At 72.6% G+C, this 22826-nt stretch carries 20 protein-coding genes; 9 read left to right on the top strand and 11 right to left on the bottom strand.

Annotation, left to right across the window (positions count from 1 at the left end; translation table 11 throughout):
* Positions 1–147 precede the first annotated feature (147 nt).
* From QWZ14_RS23610 to QWZ14_RS23580, 7 genes are all read left to right on the top strand, one after another.
* Positions 148–1050, top strand: coding sequence for a TauD/TfdA dioxygenase family protein (locus QWZ14_RS23610; RefSeq protein WP_290319404.1), 903 nt, complete (start codon positions 148–150; stop codon positions 1048–1050).
* Between the two features lie 4 nt (positions 1051–1054).
* The gene (locus tag QWZ14_RS23605) at positions 1055–1903 is read left to right on the top strand and encodes a fumarylacetoacetate hydrolase family protein (RefSeq protein WP_290319403.1); all 849 of its coding nucleotides are present in this window, start codon (positions 1055–1057) and stop codon (positions 1901–1903) included.
* The gene (locus tag QWZ14_RS23600; protein ID WP_290319402.1) at positions 1900–2862 is read left to right on the top strand and encodes a tripartite tricarboxylate transporter substrate-binding protein; all 963 of its coding nucleotides are present in this window, start codon (positions 1900–1902) and stop codon (positions 2860–2862) included. Before QWZ14_RS23605 ends, QWZ14_RS23600 begins: the two co-directional genes overlap by 4 nt.
* Positions 2862–4085: a CaiB/BaiF CoA transferase family protein gene (locus QWZ14_RS23595; protein ID WP_290319401.1), complete on the top strand. Its 1224-nt coding sequence runs from the start codon at positions 2862–2864 to the stop codon at positions 4083–4085. The genes QWZ14_RS23600 and QWZ14_RS23595 overlap by 1 nt, the downstream gene beginning before the upstream one ends.
* Before the next feature lie 63 nt (positions 4086–4148).
* Positions 4149–5018, top strand: coding sequence for a KPN_02809 family neutral zinc metallopeptidase (gene ypfJ / locus QWZ14_RS23590; RefSeq protein ID WP_290319400.1), 870 nt, complete (start codon positions 4149–4151; stop codon positions 5016–5018).
* Positions 5019–5114: 96 nt separating this feature from the next.
* A complete protein-coding gene (locus QWZ14_RS23585; RefSeq protein WP_290319399.1) occupies positions 5115–5513 on the top strand; it encodes a hypothetical protein in 399 nt (132 codons plus the stop codon).
* Between the two features lie 26 nt (positions 5514–5539).
* A complete protein-coding gene (locus tag QWZ14_RS23580) occupies positions 5540–6544 on the top strand; it encodes a hypothetical protein (RefSeq protein WP_290319398.1) in 1005 nt (334 codons plus the stop codon).
* A 4-nt stretch (positions 6545–6548) separates the two neighbouring features.
* Here the strand turns inward: QWZ14_RS23580 and atzD are convergent, their stop codons facing one another.
* Complete coding sequence (gene atzD, locus QWZ14_RS23575; RefSeq protein WP_290319397.1) at positions 6549–7664, bottom strand: cyanuric acid amidohydrolase; 1116 nt, start codon at positions 7662–7664, stop codon at positions 6549–6551.
* 62 nt (positions 7665–7726) lie between these two features.
* On the opposite strand from atzD, the gene cnbZ reads away from it, so the two are divergent.
* Positions 7727–8482 carry a 2-amino-5-chloromuconate deaminase CnbZ gene (cnbZ, locus tag QWZ14_RS23570; RefSeq protein WP_290319396.1) on the top strand — a complete coding sequence of 252 codons (756 nt, stop codon included), beginning with the start codon at positions 7727–7729 and terminating at the stop codon, positions 8480–8482.
* Here the strand turns inward: cnbZ and cysG are convergent.
* From cysG to QWZ14_RS23520, 10 genes are all read right to left on the bottom strand, one after another.
* Complete coding sequence (gene cysG, locus QWZ14_RS23565) at positions 8479–9789, bottom strand: siroheme synthase CysG (RefSeq protein WP_290319395.1); 1311 nt, start codon at positions 9787–9789, stop codon at positions 8479–8481. The two genes, cnbZ and cysG, sit on opposite strands and share 4 nt — an antisense overlap.
* The gene (locus tag QWZ14_RS23560; RefSeq protein WP_290319394.1) at positions 9789–12365 is read right to left on the bottom strand and encodes a nitrate reductase; all 2577 of its coding nucleotides are present in this window, start codon (positions 12363–12365) and stop codon (positions 9789–9791) included. Before QWZ14_RS23560 ends, cysG begins: the two co-directional genes overlap by 1 nt.
* Positions 12365–13882: a sulfite reductase subunit alpha gene (locus QWZ14_RS23555; protein WP_290319393.1), complete on the bottom strand. Its 1518-nt coding sequence runs from the start codon at positions 13880–13882 to the stop codon at positions 12365–12367. Before QWZ14_RS23555 ends, QWZ14_RS23560 begins: the two co-directional genes overlap by 1 nt.
* On the bottom strand, positions 13879–15600 hold the full coding sequence (locus QWZ14_RS23550; protein ID WP_290319392.1) for a NirA family protein: 1722 nt from the start codon (positions 15598–15600) through the stop codon (positions 13879–13881). Before QWZ14_RS23550 ends, QWZ14_RS23555 begins: the two co-directional genes overlap by 4 nt.
* On the bottom strand, positions 15600–16799 hold the full coding sequence (locus QWZ14_RS23545) for an NAD(P)/FAD-dependent oxidoreductase (protein WP_290319391.1): 1200 nt from the start codon (positions 16797–16799) through the stop codon (positions 15600–15602). Before QWZ14_RS23545 ends, QWZ14_RS23550 begins: the two co-directional genes overlap by 1 nt.
* An 8-nt stretch (positions 16800–16807) precedes the next feature.
* A complete protein-coding gene (locus QWZ14_RS23540; RefSeq protein ID WP_290319390.1) occupies positions 16808–17602 on the bottom strand; it encodes an ABC transporter ATP-binding protein in 795 nt (264 codons plus the stop codon).
* Positions 17603–17616: 14 nt separating this feature from the next.
* Positions 17617–18480: a nitrate ABC transporter permease gene (gene ntrB, locus QWZ14_RS23535; protein WP_290319389.1), complete on the bottom strand. Its 864-nt coding sequence runs from the start codon at positions 18478–18480 to the stop codon at positions 17617–17619.
* A 2-nt stretch (positions 18481–18482) separates the two neighbouring features.
* Complete coding sequence (locus QWZ14_RS23530) at positions 18483–19748, bottom strand: CmpA/NrtA family ABC transporter substrate-binding protein (protein WP_290319388.1); 1266 nt, start codon at positions 19746–19748, stop codon at positions 18483–18485.
* Positions 19745–20869: a CmpA/NrtA family ABC transporter substrate-binding protein gene (locus tag QWZ14_RS23525; RefSeq protein WP_290319387.1), complete on the bottom strand. Its 1125-nt coding sequence runs from the start codon at positions 20867–20869 to the stop codon at positions 19745–19747. Before QWZ14_RS23525 ends, QWZ14_RS23530 begins: the two co-directional genes overlap by 4 nt.
* 220 nt (positions 20870–21089) lie before the next feature.
* Positions 21090–21728 (bottom strand): ANTAR domain-containing response regulator, encoded by a 639-nt coding sequence (locus QWZ14_RS23520; protein WP_290319386.1) that lies wholly within the window; start codon positions 21726–21728, stop codon positions 21090–21092.
* A 67-nt stretch (positions 21729–21795) separates the two neighbouring features.
* On the opposite strand from QWZ14_RS23520, the gene QWZ14_RS23515 reads away from it, so the two are divergent.
* On the top strand, positions 21796–22761 hold the full coding sequence (locus QWZ14_RS23515) for a Bug family tripartite tricarboxylate transporter substrate binding protein (protein WP_290319385.1): 966 nt from the start codon (positions 21796–21798) through the stop codon (positions 22759–22761).
* The last annotated feature ends 65 nt before the right edge of the window (positions 22762–22826 follow it).

Raw genomic sequence — 22826 nt, 5'->3', positions numbered from 1 at the left:
GATCGACGGCGCGGTCCGGCCCATGGCCGCCTCCGGCTGCGGGCATGGCCATGCCCTTCCCCTTGGCGGGCTGCGCCGTGCTTGGCATGATCACCGCCGTGCCGGGGTCCTGCTCCGGCCCGCCGACCTCATCATGGGACCGTGACCATGCCAAGCATCGTGCCGACCGGCGGAATCCTCGGCGCCGATGTGGAGGGGCTGGACCTCGCGCAGCCGCTCGCGGACGCGGATTTCGCGCTGCTGCTACAGGCCCTTGGCCAGCATGGGGTGCTGCGGATCCCCCGGCAGCGGATCGGGGCGCGGGCGCTGCGGGACTTCTCCCTGCGCTTCGGCCCGATCCAGACCGGCGTCGCCGACCGCTTCCGCGACCCGGAGGTGCCGGAGGTGGGCATCCTTTCGAACATCCGCCGCGACGGCGCGCCGATCGGCCTGGCCGATGCAGGGCAGGACTGGCACACCGACATGACCTATACCGCGACGCGCGGCTTCGTGAACGTGCTCCATGCCGTCGAGGTGCCGATGCGGGACGGCCGGCCGCTGGGCGATACGCTCTTCGCCAACATGCACGCCGCCTACGACGACCTTCCGGCCGAGGTGCAGCAGCGGCTGGACGGGATGACCGCGACGCATGACTTCAACATCTTCTGGGAGCGGATGCGCACGCGGCCCGGCAGCAGCCGGCCGCCGCTGACCGCGGCGCAGCGGGCGGCACGGCCGCCGGCGGTGCATCCGGTCTTCCTCCGCCACCCGATCACCGGCCGTCGCGTGCTCTACTGCAACCCCGGCTATGCCGAGCGGATCAACGAGCTGGACGCGGCCGAGAGCGCCCGCATACTGGAGTTCCTGTTTGCCCACCAGCTGCAGCCGAAGTACCAGCACGCGCATCGCTGGTCGGTCGGCGACGTGCTGATCTGGGATCACTTGGGCACCCTGCACAATGCCATCCCCGACTACGGGCCGGACGAGCATCGCCTCATGCTGCGCTGCCAGGTGATGGCGGAGCGGATATTCGACCCTGCATTCCAGCAGCTCTGGCTGAAGGCCGCCTGACCCCATGAAGATCATCAGCTTCTCCACCCTGTCGGGACCGAGCTACGGCTTCGTCACCGAGGCCGGCGTCGTCGACATCGGCAGCCGCCTCTTTGGCCGCTATCCCGATATCTCCGCCGTGCTGGCCGCCGACGCGCTCGGCGAGATGATGGTCCATGCCAGGGCGGCCGCGGATTTCACTCTGGCGGATGTGACCGTGCTGCCGGCGGTGCCCTCGCCGCTGCGCAAGGTGCTCTGCGTCGGGCTGAACTACCGCGCCCATGTGGCGGAGGCGGCGGGGCGACAGGTGCCGGAGCAGCCGCGCATCTTCGCCCGGCTGGCCGATACCATCATCGCCCATGGCGCCGCGATGTGGCGGCCGGCCAATTCCGGCCACTTCGACTACGAGGGCGAGCTGGCAGTCGTCATCGGCAAGGCCGGGCGGCATATCCCGGCCGAGCGCGCGCTGGAGCATGTCGCCGCCTATACCTGCTTCAACGACGGCAGCGTGCGGGACTACCAGAAGCACTCGGTCACCGCCGGCAAGAACTTCCCGCGCACCGGCCCGCTCGGCCCCTGGCTGGTCACCGCGGATGAGATCCCGGACCCCGCGGCGCTGACCCTGACCACGCGGGTCAGTGGCGAGGAGCGGCAGAGGACCAGCACCGGGGACATGATCCTCGGCATCCCCGCGCTGATCGCGTATATCTCGGCCTTCACCCCGCTGGCGCCCGGCGACGTCATCGCCACCGGCACGCCGGAGGGCGTGGCGCATGCCCGCACGCCGCCGCCCTGGCTGGTGCCCGGCGATACGGTGGAGGTCGAGATCAGCGGCATCGGCATCCTGCGCAACCCGGTGGTCGCCGAGCCATGATCGGCCGCCGCCCGCTCCTCGCCGCTGCCCTGGCGGCACCGGCCATTGCCCGGGCACAATCGGGGTGGCCCAACCGCCCGGTGCGGGTGGTGGTGCCGTTCCCGCCGGGCGGGTCCAACGACGTCATCGCCCGGCCGCTGGCCGAGCGGCTGCAGGCAAGGCTGGGGCAGCCCTTCGTGGTGGAGAACCGCGGCGGCGCCGGCGGCGCGATCGGCGCCGGGCAGGTGGCCCAGGCGCCGGCGGATGGCTATACGCTCATGGTCACCTCCTCCTCCTTCCCGACCACGGCGGTGCTGCAGAAGACACCCTGGGACGCCGAGGGCAGCTTCGACGCGGTGGCGCTGCTGGCGCGGGCGCCCTTCTTCCTCATGACCAATCCGGGCTTTGCGCCCCGCACCGTGCCGGAGCTGGTGGCGCGGGCGAAGGCGAGGCCGGGCAGCATCGACTACGGCACCTCCGGCGCCGGCGGGATCAACCACTTCATCTCCGAGTATTTCTGCCTGCGCGCCGGGGTGACGATGAACCACATCCCCTACCGTGGCACCGCGCCGGCGGTGACGGATCTCGTCGCCGGCACCATCCCGCTGATGATCACGACGGTCGCCAGCGCCAATGCCGCCATCCGCGAGGGGCGGGTGAGGGTCATCGCCGCGACCGCGCCGGGCGGCGGGCTGCCGCCCGAGGTGCCGGCGGTGACCACGGTGAAGGAGCAGGGGCTGGACTACGAGGTCTCGATCTGGTGGGGGCTGCTGGCGCCGAAAGGCGTGCCGCCGGAGGTCCGCGCCGCCATCCATGCCGCCGCCAACGCCGCGCTGGCCGAGCCGAGCCTCAGGCGCATCTACGATGCCGAGGGGGCGACGCCGTCGCCGGGCGGTCCGGAGGAATTCGCTACGGTGCTGCATGCCGACCTCCTCCGCTGGCGCGAGGTGGCAACCGCGGCCAATATCCGCGCCGAATGATGAACCCGCACCGCCATCAATTCGATCCCGCCGCCACCGGCGCCCTGCAGGGGCTGCGGGTGGTCGATCTCTCCCGGCTCGTGGCCGGCAACATGCTCACCAAGGTGCTCGCCGACCACGGCGCCGAGGTCGTCAAGCTGGAGCCGCCCGAGGGCGACACGCTGCGTGCCTGGCGCATCAAGGGCATCTCCACCACCTGGAAGACCCTCTCGCGCAACAAGCTCTCGGTCTGCCTGGCGCTGCGCGACCCGGCCGCCATCGGGATCGTCAAGCGGCTGGTGGCCGATGCCGCCATGCTGGTCGAGAGCTTCCGCCCCGGCGTGCTCGAGCTCATGGGCCTCTCGCCCGAGGTGCTGCATGCCATCAACCCGGCGCTGGTCATCGTCCGGGTCAGCGGCTGGGGCCAGACCGGGCCCTACCGGCACAAGCCGGGCTTCGGCACGCTGGTGGAGGGCTACTCCGGCTTCGCCGCGGTCAACGGCTTCGCCGACCGGGAGCCGGTGCTGCCGCCGATGTACATGGCGGACGGTTATGCCGGCCTTTATGGCGCGGCCACGGCGATGATCGCGCTCCGCCATGCCGAGGCGACGGGGCAGGGGCAGGTCATCGACCTGACGCTGTTCGATCCGATCTTCACCATGATGGAGCCGCAGCTCGCCAACTGGAAGCTGAACCAGACGCTCAAGCCGCGCACCGGCAGCCGGAGCACCAATGCCGTCCCGCGCAATGCCTACCAGACCCGGGACGGCGGCTGGGTCTGCCTCTCGGCCAGCACCCAGGGCATGACTGAGAAGCTGCTGCGCAGCATCGACCGCGCCGAGCTGATCACCGACCCGCGCTTCCGCACCAACGTCGACCGGGTGCAGCACGGGGTGGAGCTCGATGCGATCATCGCCGGCTACATTGCCGAACGGAGCCTGGCCGAGGTGCTGGCGCATTTCGACGCGGCCGGGGTTACCATCGGCCCGATCATGGATGCCGAGATGCTGGAGCACGATCCCTACGTGATCGAGCGCGAGGCGGTGGTCGAGGTGCCGGACGACGAGATGCCGGACGGCTGGCTGCCGATGCATGGCATGGTCCCGCGCCTGTCCGGCACGCCCGGCATCCTGGCTCGTCCGGCGCCGCGGCTCGGCGAGCACAACCACGCCGTCCTCGCCCCGCTGCTGGGCGAGGCGGAGCTGGAGCGGCTGCGCGCCGCGGGTGTCGTGCGGGCGGCATAACGCCCGCTTCCGGAACTATCCGCCGGTCCCGCTGTTCTCCCGCCGCAGGCGGAGGATGGGGTCATGCGGCTCGGTGATGGGCGCGAAAGCGGCAATGTGGAAGACCGGCGCGGAAGCGGCGGCGGCGGCCTGCCGATCGGAATCGCCGGCGGTGGCATCGGCACCGTGGTGCTGGTGCTGGTCGCGCTGTTCTTCGGCGTGGACCCTTCGGTGATCCTCTCGGGCGGCGGTGGCGAGGCGCCCAACGGCCAGGTCGCGCAGCAGCAGCAGGGCGGGCAGCCCGATCCGGCGCAGGAGGGCAGCCGCCGCTTCGTCGCCCAGGTGCTGGCCACCACCGAGGATGTCTGGACCGACATCTTCCGCCGCGGCGGCAATACCTACCAGCCGCCCAACCTGGTGCTCTACAGCGGCGGGACGCAATCGGCCTGCGGCTTCGCCCAGACCGCGACCGGCCCCTTCTACTGCCCCGGCGACCAGAAGGTGTATCTCGACCTCGACTTCTTCCGCGACATGGAGCGCAAGCTGAATGCGCCGGGCGACTTCGCCCGTGCCTACGTCATCGCGCACGAGATCGGCCATCACGTGCAGAACCAGATCGGCACCCTGCGCCGGGTGGAGGCGGAGCGCCGCGGCGAGGGCGAGCGCGAGTCCAACGCGCTGCAGGTGCGCGTCGAGTTGCAGGCGGATTGCTACGCCGGGGTCTGGGCCAACCGGACCCAGCAGCAGCGTCCCGTGCTCGAGCAGGGCGACATCGAGGAAGGCATCAACGCCGCGGCCGCCGTCGGCGACGACCGGCTGCAACGTCAGGCGCGCGGCACCGTCGTGCCCGAGAGCTTCACCCATGGCAGCTCGGTGCAGCGGGTGCGCTGGTTCCGCCGCGGGCTCGAGGCCGGCGATCCGCGGCAGTGTGACAGCTTCGTGGGCCAACCCTGAGGAAGGCGGCCTGCGGGAACGCTTCCGGCGGCTGGCCGTTAGGGTCGGCGATAGCGTGCCGGACACGCTGAGACAATCACACGGGAACCATCAAGAATGCACAGCAAGATCCTCCGCCTGGCCATGCTGGGTGCCATCCTCTCCGTCCCGGCCTATGCGCAGGTCGCGCCCGCGGCTCCCGATCGCACCGCGCCGCGTCCGGGCGTGGCTGCGCCCGACGCCCGCACCGGCGCCACCACGGCCGCGCCCCGCACCGAAGGCACCGCGCCGCCCGCCGCCACCATGGACAGCGGCACCCGCACGAGCGATGCGCCCGTCGCCGGTGCCAACAGCTTCACCGAAGGCCAGGCCCGCAACCGCATCGAGGCCGCGGGCTTCACCGGCGTCGATGGGCTGCAGAAAGACGACCAGGGCATCTGGCGCGGCCGTGCGCAGCGCAACGGCCAGCAGGTCTCCGTCTCGCTCGACTACCAGGGCAACGTCTCGACCCGCTAAGCGGCACAAACAAGGAGAATTGACCCATGGCGAACCGTACCATCGCGCGGCTTTTCAACAGCTACACGGACGCGACCGCGGCCGTCCGTGACCTTGAGGCTGCCGGCTTCAAGCACGACGACATCAGCCTGCTCGCCCGCGGCGCCGAGGACGGCACCACGACCGAGGCCACCGGCGAGACCGGCGCAGCGACCGGCGGCGGCACCGGCGCGACGCTCGGGACGCTGGTCGGCGGTGGCGCCGGCTTGCTGGCCGGCATCGGCGCCCTGGCAATCCCGGGCGTCGGCCCGCTGGTGGCGGCCGGTTGGCTGGTCGCGGCGATCACCGGCGCCGGCGTCGGCGCGGCGGCGGGTGGCCTGCTGGGCGCCCTGACCCAGGCGGGCATCGGCGAGGAGCAGGCCGAGGTCTATGCCGAAGGCGTCCGCCGCGGCGGCAACCTCGTCACCCTCCGGGTGGACGAGAGCCGGGCGGCCGAGGCCGAGGCCATCATGCTGCGCCACAACGGGCAGGACCACGACGTGAACACTGGCAGCTGGGGCGAAGCCGGCTGGACCCGCAACGACAGCACCGCTGGCACCGCGGCCGCGACCGGCTTCGGCACCACGCCGGCGGCCGGCAGCCTCGGCTCCGGCATGGGCAGCGGCCTCGGCGACACGCCGGATGGCACCCCGGGCAATCCCAAGGGCACCATGCTTTCGCGCGGCTTCGATGACGTCGCCGGGACCAATGTCAGCGGTGCCCATCCGGAGAACGAGCGGAACGCCAGCGCGACCGCGCCGGACGGCACTCCCGGTAACCCGCCCGGCACCAAGGCGACGCGTGGCCTCGACGACGTGGCCGGGACCAATGTCAGCGGCGCCCGCCCGGGCAACGAGCGGACCGCCGGCTCGACCGCACCGGACGGCACCCCGGGCAACCCGCCCGGCACGAAGGTGACGCGCGGCCTCGACGAGGTTGCCGGCACCAATGTCAGCGGGGCGCATCCCGAGAACGAGGTGAACCCGAACCGCAACCCGACCCCGTCGCGGTAAGCGGCTAGACGCGGGCCGGACGCGCGATGACCGCGACCGGCCCGCCCCCATCCGGGCCCTGATGCTCGGCGCCGCCGCTGACGAAGATATCCGTCCGTCCCACCACCCCGGCGATGACGCCGCCGACCAGCGCCCGGGCATGCCGCGTCGCGTTGATGTCGCTGTCGTCCCACATGATGTGCCGCTGGCCGCGGATCCGGCCGCTGGACGAGGGCTCCGCCTTCGCCAGTACCGCGACAAGGCAATCCGCCATCGCGGCGGGCACCTGGCCTTCCTCGAGAGGCATGCCCACCGCCGCGACCGCACGCCGCACCGCCGGCAGGTCGATGGCATCGTCCATCACCGCATGGGCAATCCGCAGGTCGCCCGCCCAGGCCATCGAATTCCCGAGCACGATCACCTCGTTGCGCTCCAGCTCGACCCCTGCCGAAGCGCTTGCCCGGCCCGAGAACTTGCTCCAGTCCCGGCCGATGCCCCCTGCCTCCACCCGCGCCACCTCGCCCAGCGCGAGTGCCACGCCCAGGGCAGATGCACCGCGGGAGAGGCCCATCGAAGCATAGGTGTCCTCGGTCGCCACCGCGGCGCCGCGCGCCCGGGCCTGGGCCATGCTGTCGTTGGTCAGCAGCGGGCATTTCACCTGGACGTAGTGCACGCCGGCCGGATCGCTGATGCCGGCCTCGGCCATGGCCCGGCGGACCGCATCGGCGGTGGCATCGACCTGCGCCATGCGGCCGATCTCCTCGGGGGCGAAATCCGGCGTGAAGGCAATGCCGATGGCCAGCGCCCCGGAAGGGTTCGCGGCCTCGCCCGCGGTCACCGCCAGAACCAGGAAATGCGGCGAAAGCCCGCCCTCGGTGCCGCCGGACATGACCAGGGCGATGCCCGCCCTGATGGCCTCGGCGGTGGTGCCGAGCCGCCGCGCCAGCATGTGCGACAGCGCCTGCACCGCATAAGCCCGGGTGAAATCATTGACGCAGCCGTTGCCCTCGGTCTTGCCGAGGATCGCCACCACGGCGGCCGGATCCAGGGCGCCGCTGTCGAACAGCGCCTCGATGGCGGCGGTGTCGCCGGGATGGCGCATCGGCACGCGATGAACCGCGGCGCGTCGGGGGGTCGGCATGACGGTGGGGGCTCCCGGCGGCAGGTTTCGGTGGCACCATAGCCCGACGCAGGAGGCTTGGCATGTACAGCACGATCGAGCGGCCCGGGGCCGGCTACCGTTTCATTCCCGCCGTCTTCCAGTACTCCGGCGGGGTCGCCGCGCTGCCGGGCTGGCGCCTGGAACGTGCGCGCTTCGCCGAGCCGGTGCCGCTGGACGAGGGATTCAACCGCATCGCCGCGCTTCTCGGCACGCTCGGCCTGCCGCTGACCGCCTTCTGCGCCTGCGAGCTGCGTTCCCCCGCGCCCTTCACCGAGGACGGCTTCCGCAGCTTCAACCAAGCCTATGCCGCGGTGCTGGAGGACTGGGGCGTGCTGTTCGACGGCCGCAACCCGGTCGCCCGCAGCAACGTCTGCCCGGCGATCGCCCCGCCGGGGGTGCCGAGCTTCCATGCCTTCAGCTATGCGGTGCCCGACGCCGAGGCCGCCCCCAGCTTCGTCGTCGCCGGCAGCGGCGAGAGCGTGGAGGGCAAGGGCACCTATGCCGAGAATACCATCGCCTTCCGCGACCTGACCCCGGCCGGCATCCGCACCAAGGCGCAATACGTGCTAGGCGAGATGGAGCGGCGCATGGAAGCGCTCGGCGCCGACTGGTCGAAGACCACCGCCGTGCAGGTCTATACCGTGCACGACATCCACCCCTTCCTCGGCGAGGAGCTGGTCGCCCGCGGCGCCGCCCGGCACGGCGTCACCTGGCAGCATTGCCGCCCGCCGGTGGTCGACCTGGAATACGAGATGGACTGCCGCGGCCTGCCGCTGGAACGCGTCCTCCCGGCCTAGGCGGCCGCGGCCCAGCCCCGGGCACTACGGCCGACCACTTCGCCCACCAGCAGCAGCGCCGGGCCGCCGGTCACCCAGGCCGGCGCCTCGGCGGTGATGCTCTCCAGTGTGCCGCGCAGCACGCGCTGCCGGTCGGTCCCGCCGCGCTCCACCACCGCGGCGGGGGTGGCGGGGTCCAGGCCCTCGGCCACCAGCGCCTCGCGCAGCGGCCCCAGGGTGGCGATCCCCATGTAGATCGCCAGGGTCTGGCCCGGTCGGACCAGCCCGGCCACGTCGACGCCGCCGTCGCGCCGGTGGCCGGTGACGAAGGTGACGGCGCGGGCGCAATCCCGATGCGTCAGCGGGATACCGGCGCCGGCGGCGCAGGCCAGCGCCGCGGTCACCCCGGGCACCACCTCGCAGGCGATCCCGGCCGCGGCCAGGGCTTCGGCTTCCTCGCCGCCGCGGCCGAAGATCAAGGGGTCCCCGCCCTTCAGCCGCACCACCCGCTTGCCCTCCCGGGCCAGCCGCACCAGCAGCGTGTTGATGTCCGCCTGCGGCACGCAGTGGTTGGCTCGGGCCTTGCCGACGAAGATGCGCTCGGCGTCGCGCCGGGCCATCTCCAGCACCGCCTCGGTGCCGAGCCGGTCATGCACGATGACATCCGCCTCGCCCAGCAGCCGCAGCGCCCGGAGCGTCAGCAGGTCCGGCGCGCCCGGACCGGCACCGACCAGGTGCACGATCCCCGGCAGGGCCAGGTCGGCAGCGTCCAGCGCGGCGGCGAAGGCCATGTCGGCCTCCGCCTCGCGCCCCGCCGCGGCCAGCTCGGCCGGCTGGCCGCCCAGCACCCCATCGAGGAAGCGCCGCCGCGCCGCGAGGTCCGGCAGCCGCCGCCGCACCGCCGACTTGAAGCGCTCGGCCAGGGCCGCGATCCGGCCCAGCTCGGGCGGCAGCACCGCCTCGACCTTCTGCCGGACCATCCGGGCCAGCACCGGGGCGGCGCCGCCGGTCGAGATGGCGACGGTCACCGGGGCCCGGTCGATGATGGCGGGCATCAGCGCGGTGCAGAGACCCGGGCGGTCGACCACGTTGACCGGCACGCCACGGGCCCGGCAGGCCACCGCCAGGGCCTGCAGCTCGGCCTCCGCCGCATCGGCCCCGATCGCCAGGGCGCAGCCCTCCAGCAGCTCCGGGGTGAAGGTGGCGGCGAAGCGCACCGCGGCGCCTGCTTCCCGCACCGCCGCCGCCTTGCGCTCCGCAACCTCCCCCGTGCCCAGCACCAGCACCGGCCGGCCCTGGAGGTCGAGGAAGACGGGGAAATGCTGCATCAGGCGGGCTCCGGGATTCTCTGCGCCACAAGTAGTGCGGCGATCTCCGGCTTGCAGGAGCCGCAGCCGGTGCCGGCCCGCGTCGCCTCGCCGACCAGGGCCAGGGTATCGGCACCGGCGGCGATGGCCCGGCAGATGCCGGCGGCGGCGATCCCGTGGCAGACGCAGATGGTGGGGGAGGGGGCCGGGCCATCCGCCGGCGCCCCGGCGAGCAGCGCCCGGCGGGCGTCGCTGCCGATGCGGGCATCCGCGAAGAGGCCGACCAGCCAGTCCCGTGCCGGGAGTGCCGGCGCCGGGTCGAGGAAGAGGCAGGCCAGCAGCCTGCCGTCCCGCAGCAGCGCGGCGCGGTGCAGCCCGGCGGCGGGGTCCTCCAGCACCACCCAGGCGGCATCGGGCTCCTCCAGCAGGACCCGCAGCCGGGCGAAAGCCTCGGCCGGGGCCTCCAGACCGCCCAACTCGTGCCGCCAGACGCCGTCGGCCGCGGGCAGCAGCGCGGTCCAGTTCGCCAGCGCGGTGCCCAGCGGCCGGCGCGCCAGGGCGAAGCCGTGCCAGGCCATTCCGACCGGCTCCACCCGGACGGGGGTGTGCTTCAGCTCGGGCTGGCCGCTGTGCGGGTCCACCGCCGGGTTCACCGCTGCATTGATCCGCGCGGCCGGGGCGAAGCGGTCGGTCCAGTGCATCGGCACGAAGACCGCGCCGCGGGCCACCGCCGGGTCGTGCCGCAGCCGCAGCACGGCGCTGCCCCAGGCGCTGGCCACGCGGGCCAGGCCGCCGTCGGTCAGCCCGGCGGCATCGGCCGGGTTGATCGCCGCCACCGGCTCGGGGCTATGGGCCATGAGCCGCGGTACCGCGCCGGTGCGGGTCATGCTGTGCCACTGGTCGCGCAGGCGCCCAGTCAGCAGCCGCAGCGGATATGCCGGGGAGGTGGCATGGGCCGGTGGGCGGCTGGGGGTGGCGACGAAGCGGGCGGGGGGGCTGAGCCGCCCTCCGGCCTCACCGGGGCGCGCCACGGGCCAGCGGGTCGGCGGCAGGGTGCCGTAGTCCGCATCCGTCAGGCCGGCGAGGCCAGAGAGGTCGAAGGCGCGCGCCGCCGGCCGGGCCAGCGCCGTCACCGCCGCATGCTCGCGGAAGATCGCCGCCGGACCCTCCCAGGCGAAGGCCTCGCCCCAGCCGAGCCGGGCGGCGACCTCGGCGACGGCCCACCAGTCCGGCCGCGCCTCGCCGGGGGCCGGGCGGAAACCGCGCTGCCGGCTGATCACCCGTTCGGAGTTGGTGACGGTGCCCTCCTTCTCGCCCCAGCCCAGGGCCGGCAGGCGGATGCGGGCCAGGTCGACGGTGTCAGACTCCCGCACGCATTCCGAGACCACCAGGCAGGGGACCCGCCGCATGGCCGCGCGGACCGCAGCGGCGTCCGGCAGCGAGACGGCCGGGTTGGTCGCCATGATCCAGAGCGCACCGATCCGCCCCTCGCCGGCCGCCTGGAACAGCTCCACCGCCTTGAGCCCGGGACCGGCGGCGAGACTCGGGGCCTGCCAGAAGCCACGCAGGGCCTCGACCTCGGCCGGGTTGTCCCAATCCAGGTGGCCGGCCAGCGTGGTCGCCAGGGCGCCGACCTCCCGCCCGCCCATGGCATTGGGCTGGCCGGTCACGCTGAAGGGGCCGGCGCCGGGCTGGCCGATGCTGCCGGTCAGCAGGTGGCAGTTGATGATGGCATTGGCCTTGTCGGTGCCGCTGCTGGACTGGTTGGCGCCCTGGCTGAACAGGGTCACCGTCCGCGGCGTCGCGGCGAACCAGGCGAAGAAGGTGGTCAGCAAGGCCGGGTCGATCCCCGTCTCGCCCCCCGTTCCGCCCCCGGCGGCGGCGAGCGCGGCGTCCAGGCCGGCGGCCTCGCTGCGGCGGCCGCTGGCATGCAGGTGCCGGAGCAGCCCGTTGAACAGCGCGACATCGCTGCCGGGCGCCAGCGGCAGGTGCAGGTCGGCACCCTCGCAGGTGGCGGTGCGGCGGGGGTCGACCACCACCACCCGCATCTCCGGCCGCGCGGCCCGTGCCGCCTGCAGCCGCTGGAACAGCACCGGATGGCACCAGGCGAGGTTGCTGCCGACCAGCACGACGAGGTCGGCCAGTTCCAGATCCTCGTAGATGCCGGGGACGATATCCTCGCCGAAGGCCCGGCGATGCCCCGCCACGGCGCTGGCCATGCAGAGACGGGAGTTGCTGTCGATGTTCCCGGTGCCGAGGAAGCCCTTGGCGAACTTATTGGCGGCGAAGTAATCCTCGGTCAGCAGCTGGCCCGAGACATAGAGCGCGACGCCGGCCGGTCCATGCTCCGCCAGGGCGCCGCGGAAGCCCTCCGCCACCGCATCCAGCGCCGCATCCCAGCTCGCCCGGCGGCCATCCACTTCCGGGTGCAGCAGCCGGCCCGGCTGGTCCAGCGTCTCGCCCAGCGCGGTGCCCTTGCTGCACAGTCGGCCGCGATTGGCCGGATGCTCCGGGTCGCCGCGCACCGCACCGGCCGGCGAGACCAGTACGCCGCAGCCGACGCCGCAATAGGGGCAGGTGCTGCGCGTCTCGGCCATCAGTAGACGTCCCGCTGGTAGCGATGCTGGCGGGCGAGCGCCACGATCCAGTCGCGCGCCTGGTCGGCATTCATCCCGCCCTGCTGCATGGCGATGCCGCGCAGCGCCGCATCCACGTCCTTCGCCATGCGCGAGGCATCGCCGCAGACGTAGAACTGCGCACCATCCTGCAGCCAGCGCCAGAGGTCGCCGGCCGCCTCCCGCATGCGGTCCTGGACATAGACCTTCCTTGCCCCGTCGCGCGACCAGGCGAGCGAGAGCCTGGTCAGCGCGCCGTCCTTCTGCCAGCCCGTCAGCTCCTCGCCATAGAGGAAGTCGGTCGCCCCGCGCTGGTCGCCGAAGAAGAGCCAGGACCGGCCGCGGGCCCCGGTCGCCACCCGGTGCTGCAGGAAGGCGCGGAAGGGCGCGATGCCGGTGCCCGGCCCAACCATGATGATGGGCGTTCCGGGATCGACGGGCAGGCGGAAATGGCTGGTCTGCACATAGGCCTTCAGCGGCAGTCCGGGCGCGGCGCGGAAGCCGAGGTGGCAGGAGGCGACGCCGTCCCGCACCCGGCCCCGCCGCTCGGCCCGCACGACGCCGACGCAGAGCTCCACCTGCCCCGGCACCGCCAGCGGCGAGGAGGCGATGGAATAGAGCCGCGGCTTCAGCGCCGGCAAGGATGCGACGAGGTCGGCGACAGGTGGCCGGGCCGAGGGGAAGGCCGTCAGCAGGTCCAGCAGATCGGCCTCCTTCGGCTCGGCATCATCGTCGCCGTCCGAGAGCTTGCGCAGCATCGCCGCCTCGCGGGGGTCCTTCGCCGCGCCGGCCAGCAGGTCCGTGGTGCGGTCGAGCGGCCGGGCGATGTCCTTTTCCACGCTGAGGGTCGGCCGCAGCGCGTCCTCGGCGCCGAGCGCCACCATCACCGCATCGACCAGCGCCGGGTCGTTCTCGACGATGACGCCGAGCGAATCGCCGGGCTGGTAGGCGAGGCCGCTGCTGCCGAGGTCCAGCACCACCTGCCGCACATCCTTGGCCGAGCCATCCCCGGTCAGCCGCTTCGCCGCGACGAAGCCGATCGCCTCGCCCACCGGACCGGCGGGCTTCGCAACCGAGACCGGTGCCGCGGCGGGAGCCGCCTCGGCCAGCAGCGCCTTCAGCGCCTTGCTGGTCGGCTTTCCGCCGGGCACGCAGAGCCCGGCCGAGGTCTCGGCGCCGGTGGCCAGGGCCTCCGCATAGGTCTGGCAGATATAGCCGCACTGGCCGCAATCGAGCTGGGCCATGGCCGCCATGAGCTTGCGCGGCCGCGGCGCGGCCACGGCCAGCGCCAGCCGCTCCTCCAGCTCCAGCGCCGGGTCGTGCCAGGGAAACTCCTCCACCGGCGCGGCGACGGGGGTCGCCTGGGTCGCGGCACCTGAGCCGCCATAGAGCCCGGCGAGGAAGCCGTTCAGCCAGGCGCGCTGCGCCGGGCTGAAGGGTGCGCTGTCGGGGATCAGCGGCACCGGGGCGGGGCCGGGGATCGGCGAGATGGCGTTCATGCGTCCTCCAGGACCTGGAGGCCGGCCAGCGCCTCATCGGTCTGCCGTGCCGACCAGAGATGAAAGCTGTCCCCGGGGCCGTCGCGGCCCGCCAGCCAGGCCCGCAGCAGGCCAAGCACCACCGGCCCCAGCTCGTCCTGCGCCACGCCCTTCCGGATCATCCGGCCGATCTTCTGCGCCGGCCCGGCGCCGCCGCCGACATGCAGGTCGTAGCCCTCGACCATGTCCTCGCCGCGCTCCACCTTGGTGCCGAGCAGGCCGATATCGGCGATGTAGTGCTGCGCACAGGAATGGTGGCAGCCGGTCAGGTGGATGTTGACCGGCGCATCGAGGGCGATGTTCGCCTCGAGGAAATCGGCGAGCGTCGCGGCATGTTGCTTGGTATGGCTGGCGGCGAATTTGCAGCCCGCCGCGCCGGTGCAGGCGACCAGCCCGCCGCGGACCGCGCTTGCCTCCCAGCCCAAGCCGAGCGCGGCGATGGCGGCGCGTGCCTGCGGCACCTGCGCCTCCGGGATGTCCGAGATCAGCAGGTTCTGCCAGACCGTCAGCCGGATGGTGCCGCTGCCGAACGCCTGCGCGACATCGGCGAGGCCCCGCAGCTGCGCCACCGTCAGCCGCCCCAGCGGCATGGTGACGCCGATGTAGCGAAGCCCCGGCTGCTTCTGCGCTTGCACCCCGACATGGCCATGCTTGGCCGGCGCCGGCGCCGTGCCCAGCACCGGCAGCCGCGCCAGCCGCCGACCCAGCCGCGCCTCGACCGCGGCGAGGAAGCCCTCCACCCCCATCCGGTCCAGCACGTATTTCAGCCGCGCCTTGGCCCGGTCGGTGCGGTCGCCCTCGGCGATGAAGACGCGGAGGATGGCGTCGCAGACGGCGACCACCTCGGCCTCCGCCACCACCACGCCGGTTTCCCGCGCGAAATCCCGGTGCCCGGTGATGCCGCCGAGGTTGAGGCGGAAGCGGATGCCCTCCGACGTCTCGACCGCGGCCAGGGCGATGTCGTTGGTCTCCTCCAGCACCTCGACGGCGCCGCCGCCGCTGAGGGAGATGTTGAATTTGCGCGGCAGGCCGAAGAGGTCCCGGGTGTTGAGGATATGGTGGTGCAGCGCGCGCACCAGCGGCCGGGTATCCACCAGCTCCGCCGCATCGATGCCCGCGGTCGGGCTCGCCGTGATGTTACGGATGTTGTCGGCCCCGGTGCCGCGCGGCAGCAGCCCGATCTCGCCGAGCCGCATCACCACCTCCGGCCCCTTCTCCGCCGGGATCTCGCGGTATTGCAGGTTGGCCCGCGTCGTCACGTCGGCATAGCCGCCGGCACACTCCGCCGCGATATCGGCGACGCCCCGCAACTGCCAGGCGTTGAGGATGCCGCCGGGGATGCGCAGCCGGCACATGAAGCTGTTCTGCACCGGGCCGACGAAGAACAGCCCGTGGAAGCGGCCGATGAAATCATCGATCGGCTTGGGGAATTTGCCCTCGGCGGCGCGCGCCGTCAGCTCATCCCAACGGTCCAGCGGGTGCCGGTCGCGCTTGGCCTGTTCCTGCGGCACCAGCTTGCCGCCGGCGGCCAGCGTGCGGTCCTGCGCCGTGCGCAGCGCATCGGCCGGTGCGCCGCCGTTGCCGGCGGCCGGCGTCAGCGCCCCACGCCGCGCCTCGACCCCGGCCATGAAGCCCTTCAGGTATTCCTGCTGCTCCGGGTTGAACCCATCATCGGGCATCACGCGGCCTCCCGCACGAAGGCCGGGCCGAAGGGCAGCACCGACCGGAACCCCGCCACGCTGCGGCGGGAGGTGATGAGATCGAGGTAGAAGCCGGCATCCGCGGTGTCGCCATAGAGCACCGCGCCGACCAGCCGGCCGTCGCGCAGCGAGAGCCGCCGGTAGCGCTCCTCCGCATCATCGCGCAGCACGATGCAGTCATCGCCCGCGGTGGCGATGTCGCCCGCCGACCAGACCGCGGTGCCAGAGACCTTCAACGCGGCCGATTCGGCCCGCGGCGCCCAGGCGCAGGCCACCCCGGCGATGGCCCGGGCGGCGATCTCCGCCTGCTCCAGCGCCGGTGCCACCAGGCCGATGCAGCGCCCCTGATGCTCGGCGCATTCGCCGATCGCATGGATGGCTGGGTCCGCGGTCCGCATTGCATCATCCACCGTGATGGCCCGGCCGACCGGCAGCCCGGCCTCCCGCGCCAGCGCCACGCTCGGCCGGATACCGACCGCCATGACGACCAGGCTGGCCGGCACCACGCGCCCGTCGGAGAGCCGTACGCCGGTCGCGCGGGTATCGCCCTCGATGCCCACGGTGCTGGCCGGCATGGCGAAGTGGATGCCGCGCAGGCCGAGGCGCCGGGTCAGCAGCGCCCCCGCCGCAGGGTCCAGCTGCCGCTCCATCGGCCAGCCCACCGCATGCACGACCGTGACCTTCATCCCCCGCGCGGCCAGCCCGACCGCCGCCTCCAGCCCCAGCAGCCCGCCGCCGATGACGACCGCCGCGCCGCCGCCGGCCGCGGCCCGCAGCATCGCCCGCACGTCGTCCATGTCCCGGTAGAGCACCACTCCCGGCAGCGCGGCCCCTGGCAGCGGCAGTCGGATGGCCGAGGAGCCGGTCGCCAGCACCAGCCGGTCGTAGCCCAGCCGCTCGCCGCGGGTGGTGACGGCCTCGCTGGCGGCACGGTCGATGGCGGCGATCGGCGTCGCCGGACGGTAGACGATCCCCAAGCCGCGCAGCAGCGCCAGCGGATGGGTGATCAGCCCCTCCATGGTGGCATCGCCGGCCAGCAGCTTCGACAGCGCCACCCGGTCATAGGGCAGCGCGGCTTCCGCCCCGGCCAGGGTCACGGCCGAAGCGGGCAACCGTTCCGCAAGCCGCACGGCGCAGCGGGTGCCGGCCGGGCCGGCGCCGATGACGAGGAGGCGCATGGCGTCGCTCAGGCCGCCGCCAGCGCCGGGTTGGTGTGCCGGGCGTGGAGGAATTCCAGCACCGCCGTCCGCGCCGCGACGAAACGCAGATCGGCCGCCAGCGCCAGCCGGTCGCGCGGCCGCGGCAAATCCACATCCAGGATTTCGCCGACCCGGGCGTTCGGCCCATTGGTCAGCATGACGATGCGATCGGAGAGCAGCACCGCCTCGTCCACGTCATGGGTGATCATGACCACGGTGGTGCCCAGGCTCGCATGGATCGCCATCACCTGGTCCTGCAGATGCGCCCGGGTCAGCGCATCCAGCGCACCGAAGGGCTCGTCCAGCAGCAGCACCTTCGGCTTCATCGACAGCGCCCGGGCGATGCCGATGCGCTGCTTCATCCCGCCCGAGATCTCGTTCGGCCGCTTGTCCTTCGCCGCCGTCATCCGCACCAGCGCCAGGTTCTCCAGCACCCACTCATGCCGCTTGGCGCGCGACATCGCCCTGGACAGGGTCTGGTCGACCGCCAGCCTGACGTTCTCGTAGCAGGTCAGCCAGGGCAGCAGGCTGTGGTTCTGGAAGACCACGGCGCGGTCCGGGCCGGGGCCGTCGATTTCGCGGCCTTCCAGCACCACGCCGCCGGCGGTTGCCGGCAGCAGCCCGGCGATGACGTTCAGCAAAGTGGACTTGCCGCAGCCGCTATGGCCGATGACGGCGACGTATTCGCCGCGGGCGATCTGCAGGTCGATCTCCCGCAGCACCGGCACCGGCGCCTTGGGGAAGGCTACCGACAACTGGGAGATCTCGAGGAAGCGTTCCATGATCCTGCTCTCCTTTACGAGGCCGAGGTGCCGCGGGTGGCGAAGCGGCCGGCCAGCGCCACGATCCGGTCCAGCGCGAAACCGACCAGCCCGACATAGGTGAGCGCCACGATGATGTCGGAGAGGTTGGAGCTGTTCCAGGCATCCCAAATGAAGAAGCCGATGCCGACGCCGCCGATCAGCATCTCGGCCGCGATGATCGCCAGCCAGGACAGGCCGATGCCGATCTTGAGCCCGGTGAAGATGTAGGGCGCCGCCGCCGGCAGCACGATCTTCCAGAAGAAGGCCGGGCCACGCAGGCGGATGACGGCGGCGACGTTGCGGTAGTCCTGCGGCACGTTGCGCACGCCGACCGCGGTATTGATGATGATTGGCCAGATCGAGGTGATGAAGATCACGAAGATCGCGGAGGGCTGCGCCTCCCGGAAGGCGGCCAGCGCCAGCGGCAGCCAGGCGAGCGGCGGCACCGTCCGCAACACCTGGAAGATGGGGTCGAGCCCGCGCATGGCGAAGTCGGAAGTCCCGACCAGCAGTCCCAGCAGGATGCCGGCGACGGCGGCCAGCGCGAAGCCGAGCGCCACGCGCTGCAAGCTCGCCAGCAGATGCCAGAACAGTCCCTTGTCCAGCCCGCCCCGGTCGTAGAAGGGGTCGACGATCAGGTCCCGCGCATCGGCCCAGACCTTGGTCGGCGGCGGCAGGGTCGCGTTCGGCCCGCTGGCGAGGAACTGCCAGGCAGCGATCAGCACCGCCAGCACCAGCAGCGGCGGCAGCACCTGGGCGATGATGGGCCGGAGGCGGGAGACCTTCGGCATCGCCGCGAAGACCGGGGTGGAGACGACCGGCGGGAGCGCTGCCGGCTTCGATCCTTGCATGGTCATGCTCAGGCTCCCGCGAGCTTCTTGATGGACAGGGAGGCGAGATAGGCGGCCGGATTTTCGGGATCGAAGACCTTGCCGTCGAAGAAGGTCTCGCGGCCGCGGCTGGTGCCGCCTGGCGTCTCGGCGGCCGGCACGCCCGCCCGCTCGGCCGCCGCGCGCCAGACCGCCTGGCGGTTCACCTGCGCCACCAGCGCCTTGGTATCGGTCGCCTCCGGCAGCACGCCCCAGCGGATATCCTCGGTGAGGAACCAGAGGTCATGGCTGGGGAAGGGGTAGCTGGCGTGGTCGCGCCAGAACTTCATCAGCAGTGGGCTGCCTTCGACCTTGCGGCCATCGCCGTAGTCGATGTTGCCTAGGCTGCGGTTGAGGATGTCTGCCACCGGCACGTTGAACCAGGCGCGGCGGCCGATGATGGCGCACATCTCCGCCTTGTTCGCCGGCTCGTCGCACCAGCGCGCCGCCTCGATCACCGCAGCCGTCAGCGCCACCGCCGCATTCGGGTGCCGCTCCACCCATTCGGCGCGCATCCCCAGCGACTTCTCCGGATGGTCGCGCCACAGCTCGCCGGTGGTCAGCGCGGAATAGCCGAGCTTCTGGTTCACCAGCTGGTCGTTCCAGGGCTCGCCGACGCAGAAGGCATCCATGGTGCCGACCTTCATGTTGGCCACCATCTGCGGCGGCGGCACGACGATGGTCTGCACGTCCTTGTCCGGGTCGATTCCGCCGGCGGCCAGCCAGTAGCGGAGCCACAGGTCGTGGGTGCCGCCGCGGAAGGTCATGGCGACCTTGCTGTCCTGGTTCAGCGCGCGCTTCAGCGGCGAGGCATGCAGCCGGGCGCCGAGCGCCTTGTGCTTCTCCGCCACCGAGATCGCCTGGCCATTGGTGTTCAGCCGCGCCAGGATCACCATCGGTACCGGCTGGTTGTTCTGGGTAATGCGCCCCGTCGTCATCAGATAGGGCATCGGCGTGAGGATATGCGCGCCGTCGATCCCGCCCCGCTCCCCGCCCAGCACCAGGTTGTCCCGCGTCGCGCCCCAGCTCGCCTGCTTCGAGACCTCGACCTCGGGCATGCCGTGCTTGGCGAAGAAGCCCTTCTCCTTGGCGATGATCAGCGGGCTGGCGTCGGTCAGCGCGATATAGCCGAGCGTCGCCTTCCTCACCTCCGGCGCGGTCGCGGCTTGCGCGAAGGCGCCGCGCGGGGTGGCGGCGCGGGCGGCGGCGAGGAGCGACGCCGTGGCGAGGATGGCTTTGCGGCGGGTGAGGCTCATCGGGTGGTCTCCGGCAGGTCGGGCGAGGGGGGGGGCGGGGAAGGGGCAGGCGGCTCGGTCTCGCGCAGCCGGGTCGCGGCGGCGCGCCACAGATCCTGCCGCCAGGGCGCGAGGGCGGTGCTGTCGCTGACCTCGGCCGGCAGGTGGCCCCAGCGGCGCATCTGCCCCAGCCACCAGGCGGCCTGGTCGCGGCGCGGCAGGGTTGCGTTGCGGAAGCGCAGCGGCGCCGCCAGCGGCAGGCCCTCGGCCATGCCGGCGAAGGCACTGGCGATCTCGGCCCGGTCGAGCCGGGGGAAGGCGCGGCGGCGGAGGATGTTCACCGCCTCCGCCTGGTTGGCCGGCTCATCCAGCCAGCGGGCGGCGCCGATGACCGCGGCGGTGCAGGCGATGGCGCTTTCCGGGTCCTGCCGCACCTGCTCGGTCGAGAAGCACAGCACTTTCTCCGGATGGTTCGGCCAGATGTCGCCGGAGGAGAGCGCGATCCGCCCGGCGCCCAGCGCGGCGGCATGGCTGCCCCAGGGCTCGCCGGCGCAGAAGCCGTCGATGGCGCCGTCGAGCAGCCGCTGCGCCACCATGGGCGGCGGCACCACGGTCAGCCGCAGGTCGCAGTCCGGGTCCAGCCCGCCCATGGCGAGCCAGTGGCGCAGGAGGTAGTTGTGCGAGGAGAAGGGGAAGACCACCGCGAGGGTCAGCGGCCGCCGGCCCTGCTGGGCCCGCCGCCGGACCAGGGCGGCGAAGGCGGCGGCGGCCAGCGGCGGCTTGCAGCGGCCGAGCTCCTGGGCCAGGGCATTGGACAGGGTGATGGTATTGCCGTTGGCGCCCAACCCCGCGGCGACGGCCACCTGGGCCTTGACCCCGGTCAGCCCGGCGGCGAGGGCGATGGGCATCGGCCCGAGCAGATGCGCGGCATCCAGGGCGCCGAAGGCCAGCTTGTCCCGCACGGCGGCCCAGGAGGCCTCGGCGGAGAGCGTCACCCGCAGCCCGACCGCGTCGAACAGCCCGAGTTCCTGCGCGATGAGCAGCGGCGCCGCATCGGTCAGGGGCACGAAGCCGAGGCGCAGCGTCCGGAGCACCGGCCGGCGCAGCATGGGTCTGGCAGGGGCTTGCGTGTCGAGTGGCACGGTGGCGGTCCTCCAGCCGAAACAGGCCAGGTGCGGACCGCCATTGGACCGCGTGGTGCAGCGCACGGGTGGTTCAGGGAACCGCTGCGATGCACGCCGTTGCGCATCGCCCCATCACCGCAATGCACCATGCGGCGTTACGCTGCGTCAAGAGGAATGGCCTTAACTTAAGCAATCGGAAGATATAAGCATAGATATGGCTATATAAAATGCAAAATGGCTAAATGTTATCCATGATCTGCGCGGCGATGACGGGCAGCCGCAGCCCGCGATCCATGGCCATCCGGCGCAGGCGCTGATAGGCCTCCGGCTCCGTCAGGCGGTGCCGTTGCATCAGCAGGGCCTTGGCCTGGTCGACCAGCTTCCGGTCCTCGAGCCCCTGCCGCGCCTCGGCCAGTTCGACGCGCAGCGCCTGGTGTGCGCGGAAGCGGCGGATCGCCACCTCGATCACTGGCCGCACCCGCGCCGGGGCCATGCCCTCCACCACATAGGCGGCGACGCCGGCGGCCAGCGCAGCCTCGATCTGATCCGGCTCGGCCCTTTCGGCGAAGAGCACGACGGGCCGCGGCTCGTCCCGGTGCAGGGCCCGCATGCCTTCCAACTCGTCGCGCGACGGGTCATCGAGCCCGCAGACGATCACATCCGCCCCGGTGTCCCGGACATGGCGGGTCAGCTCCTCGGTTCCTGCCGCGATGGCCACGACAACGCAGCCGGTCGCGGCCAGCCCCGCCTGCACGGCCGCCGCCCGTTCAAGGTCACTGTCCACCAGCAAGACGCGCAGGGTGATGCTCCTCGCTCGGGGCTGCAGGCACCGCGGTCCGGAGGCGATCCGTCGCGCGCGGCGGCGACGGCGAAGCATGGATCGTGCCGCGAGATGGATTGCTGCCCGGCGGTGCCTGGGGCAGGCTGGGCGGGGAGGAAGATCCATGCACCAGCCCATCCGGCGGCGCGCCCTGCTGGCAGCTCTGGCGGCGCCCGCGCCGGCCTGGGCCCAGGGGGAGCCCTGGCCGCTCCGGCCGGTCCGCATCATCGTCCCCTTCACCCCCGGCGGCAGCAACGATGCCGTGGCGCGCCCGCTCTGCGAGCAGCTGCACGCCCGCTTCGGCCAGCCCTTCATCGTCGAGAACCGCCCGGGCGCCGGCAGCGCGGTCGGCGTCGGCCTGCTCGCCCAGAGCCCGCCGGACGGCTATACGCTGCTGGTCACCACCTCCTCGATCGCCGCCATCGGCCCGGTCCAGGGCACCGGCTTCGATCCGGCCGTCGAGCTGGAGGCCGTGGCCTTGCTGGCGCAGTCGCCGCTGGTGGTGCTGACGCGACCCGATTCCCCGATCGATTCCATCGCTGCCCTGGTCCAGGCGGACCGCGAGCGGCCGGGCCGGCTGCATTACGCCAGCTCCGGCCCCGGCAGCACGACGCATATCGCCTCGGAGTTGTTCAACCTGCGGTCCGGGACGCGGCTGCAGCACGTGCCCTATCGCGGCACCGCCCCGGCGTTGACGGATCTGGTCGCCGGGCGGGTCGACGTGATGTTCACCACCATCGCCAGCGCCGCCGGCCAGATCAGGGGCGGGCTGCTGCGGATCATCGCCTATACCGCGGAGGGCAGGCCGGCCGGGACGCCGGCCGGCCCGATCGTCCGTGCCGCCGGAATCGACTACGAAAGCGGCATCTGGTGGGGCTTGTTTGCCCCGCGCGGCCTGCCGCCCCCCTTGCGCCAGATCCTGAACGCCGCGACCAATGCGGCGCTAGCCGATCCCGGCTTCGCCCGCTACCTGGCGGGGGAAGGGGCGACGCCGGCTCCGTTGCCGCCGGAAGCCTTCACGGACTTCCTTCGGGCCGAGGTTGCGGCGATGCGCGCGGTCGCCGCTGCCGCCCGCATCCGGGCCGATTGAGGCGGTGCCGCCGGGCCGGTCCCTACAAGGACTGGCGCTGCTCCGACACCACGGCCGAAGGCCGG

The organism is Paeniroseomonas aquatica, assembly GCF_030409335.1.
GTDB classification, from domain to species: Bacteria; Pseudomonadota; Alphaproteobacteria; order Acetobacterales; family Acetobacteraceae; genus Belnapia; species Belnapia aquatica.
This window is presented reverse-complemented; position numbering and strand designations above follow the sequence as displayed.

Bases quoted from the DNA above. Each gene is read 5' to 3' on its own strand.
- ypfJ (WP_290319400.1), top strand. From the start codon at position 4,149: ATGCGGCTCGGTGATGGGCGCGAAAGCGGCAATGTGGAAGACCGGCGC.
- QWZ14_RS23585 (WP_290319399.1), top strand. From the start codon at position 5,115: ATGCACAGCAAGATCCTCCGCCTGGCCATGCTGGGTGCCATCCTCTCC.
- QWZ14_RS23540 (WP_290319390.1), bottom strand. From the start codon at position 17,602: ATGGAACGCTTCCTCGAGATCTCCCAGTTGTCGGTAGCCTTCCCCAAG.
- QWZ14_RS23610 (WP_290319404.1), top strand. From the start codon at position 148: ATGCCAAGCATCGTGCCGACCGGCGGAATCCTCGGCGCCGATGTGGAG.
- cysG (WP_290319395.1), bottom strand. From the start codon at position 9,789: ATGCAGCATTTCCCCGTCTTCCTCGACCTCCAGGGCCGGCCGGTGCTG.
- QWZ14_RS23600 (WP_290319402.1), top strand. From the start codon at position 1,900: ATGATCGGCCGCCGCCCGCTCCTCGCCGCTGCCCTGGCGGCACCGGCC.
- QWZ14_RS23580 (WP_290319398.1), top strand. From the start codon at position 5,540: ATGGCGAACCGTACCATCGCGCGGCTTTTCAACAGCTACACGGACGCG.
- ntrB (WP_290319389.1), bottom strand. From the start codon at position 18,480: ATGACCATGCAAGGATCGAAGCCGGCAGCGCTCCCGCCGGTCGTCTCC.
- QWZ14_RS23520 (WP_290319386.1), bottom strand. From the start codon at position 21,728: ATGCTTCGCCGTCGCCGCCGCGCGCGACGGATCGCCTCCGGACCGCGG.
- QWZ14_RS23550 (WP_290319392.1), bottom strand. From the start codon at position 15,600: ATGCCCGATGATGGGTTCAACCCGGAGCAGCAGGAATACCTGAAGGGC.
- QWZ14_RS23605 (WP_290319403.1), top strand. From the start codon at position 1,055: ATGAAGATCATCAGCTTCTCCACCCTGTCGGGACCGAGCTACGGCTTC.
- QWZ14_RS23555 (WP_290319393.1), bottom strand. From the start codon at position 13,882: ATGAACGCCATCTCGCCGATCCCCGGCCCCGCCCCGGTGCCGCTGATC.
- atzD (WP_290319397.1), bottom strand. From the start codon at position 7,664: ATGCCGACCCCCCGACGCGCCGCGGTTCATCGCGTGCCGATGCGCCAT.
- QWZ14_RS23530 (WP_290319388.1), bottom strand. From the start codon at position 19,748: ATGAGCCTCACCCGCCGCAAAGCCATCCTCGCCACGGCGTCGCTCCTC.
- QWZ14_RS23515 (WP_290319385.1), top strand. From the start codon at position 21,796: ATGCACCAGCCCATCCGGCGGCGCGCCCTGCTGGCAGCTCTGGCGGCG.
- cnbZ (WP_290319396.1), top strand. From the start codon at position 7,727: ATGTACAGCACGATCGAGCGGCCCGGGGCCGGCTACCGTTTCATTCCC.
- QWZ14_RS23595 (WP_290319401.1), top strand. From the start codon at position 2,862: ATGAACCCGCACCGCCATCAATTCGATCCCGCCGCCACCGGCGCCCTG.
- QWZ14_RS23545 (WP_290319391.1), bottom strand. From the start codon at position 16,799: ATGCGCCTCCTCGTCATCGGCGCCGGCCCGGCCGGCACCCGCTGCGCC.
- QWZ14_RS23560 (WP_290319394.1), bottom strand. From the start codon at position 12,365: ATGGCCGAGACGCGCAGCACCTGCCCCTATTGCGGCGTCGGCTGCGGC.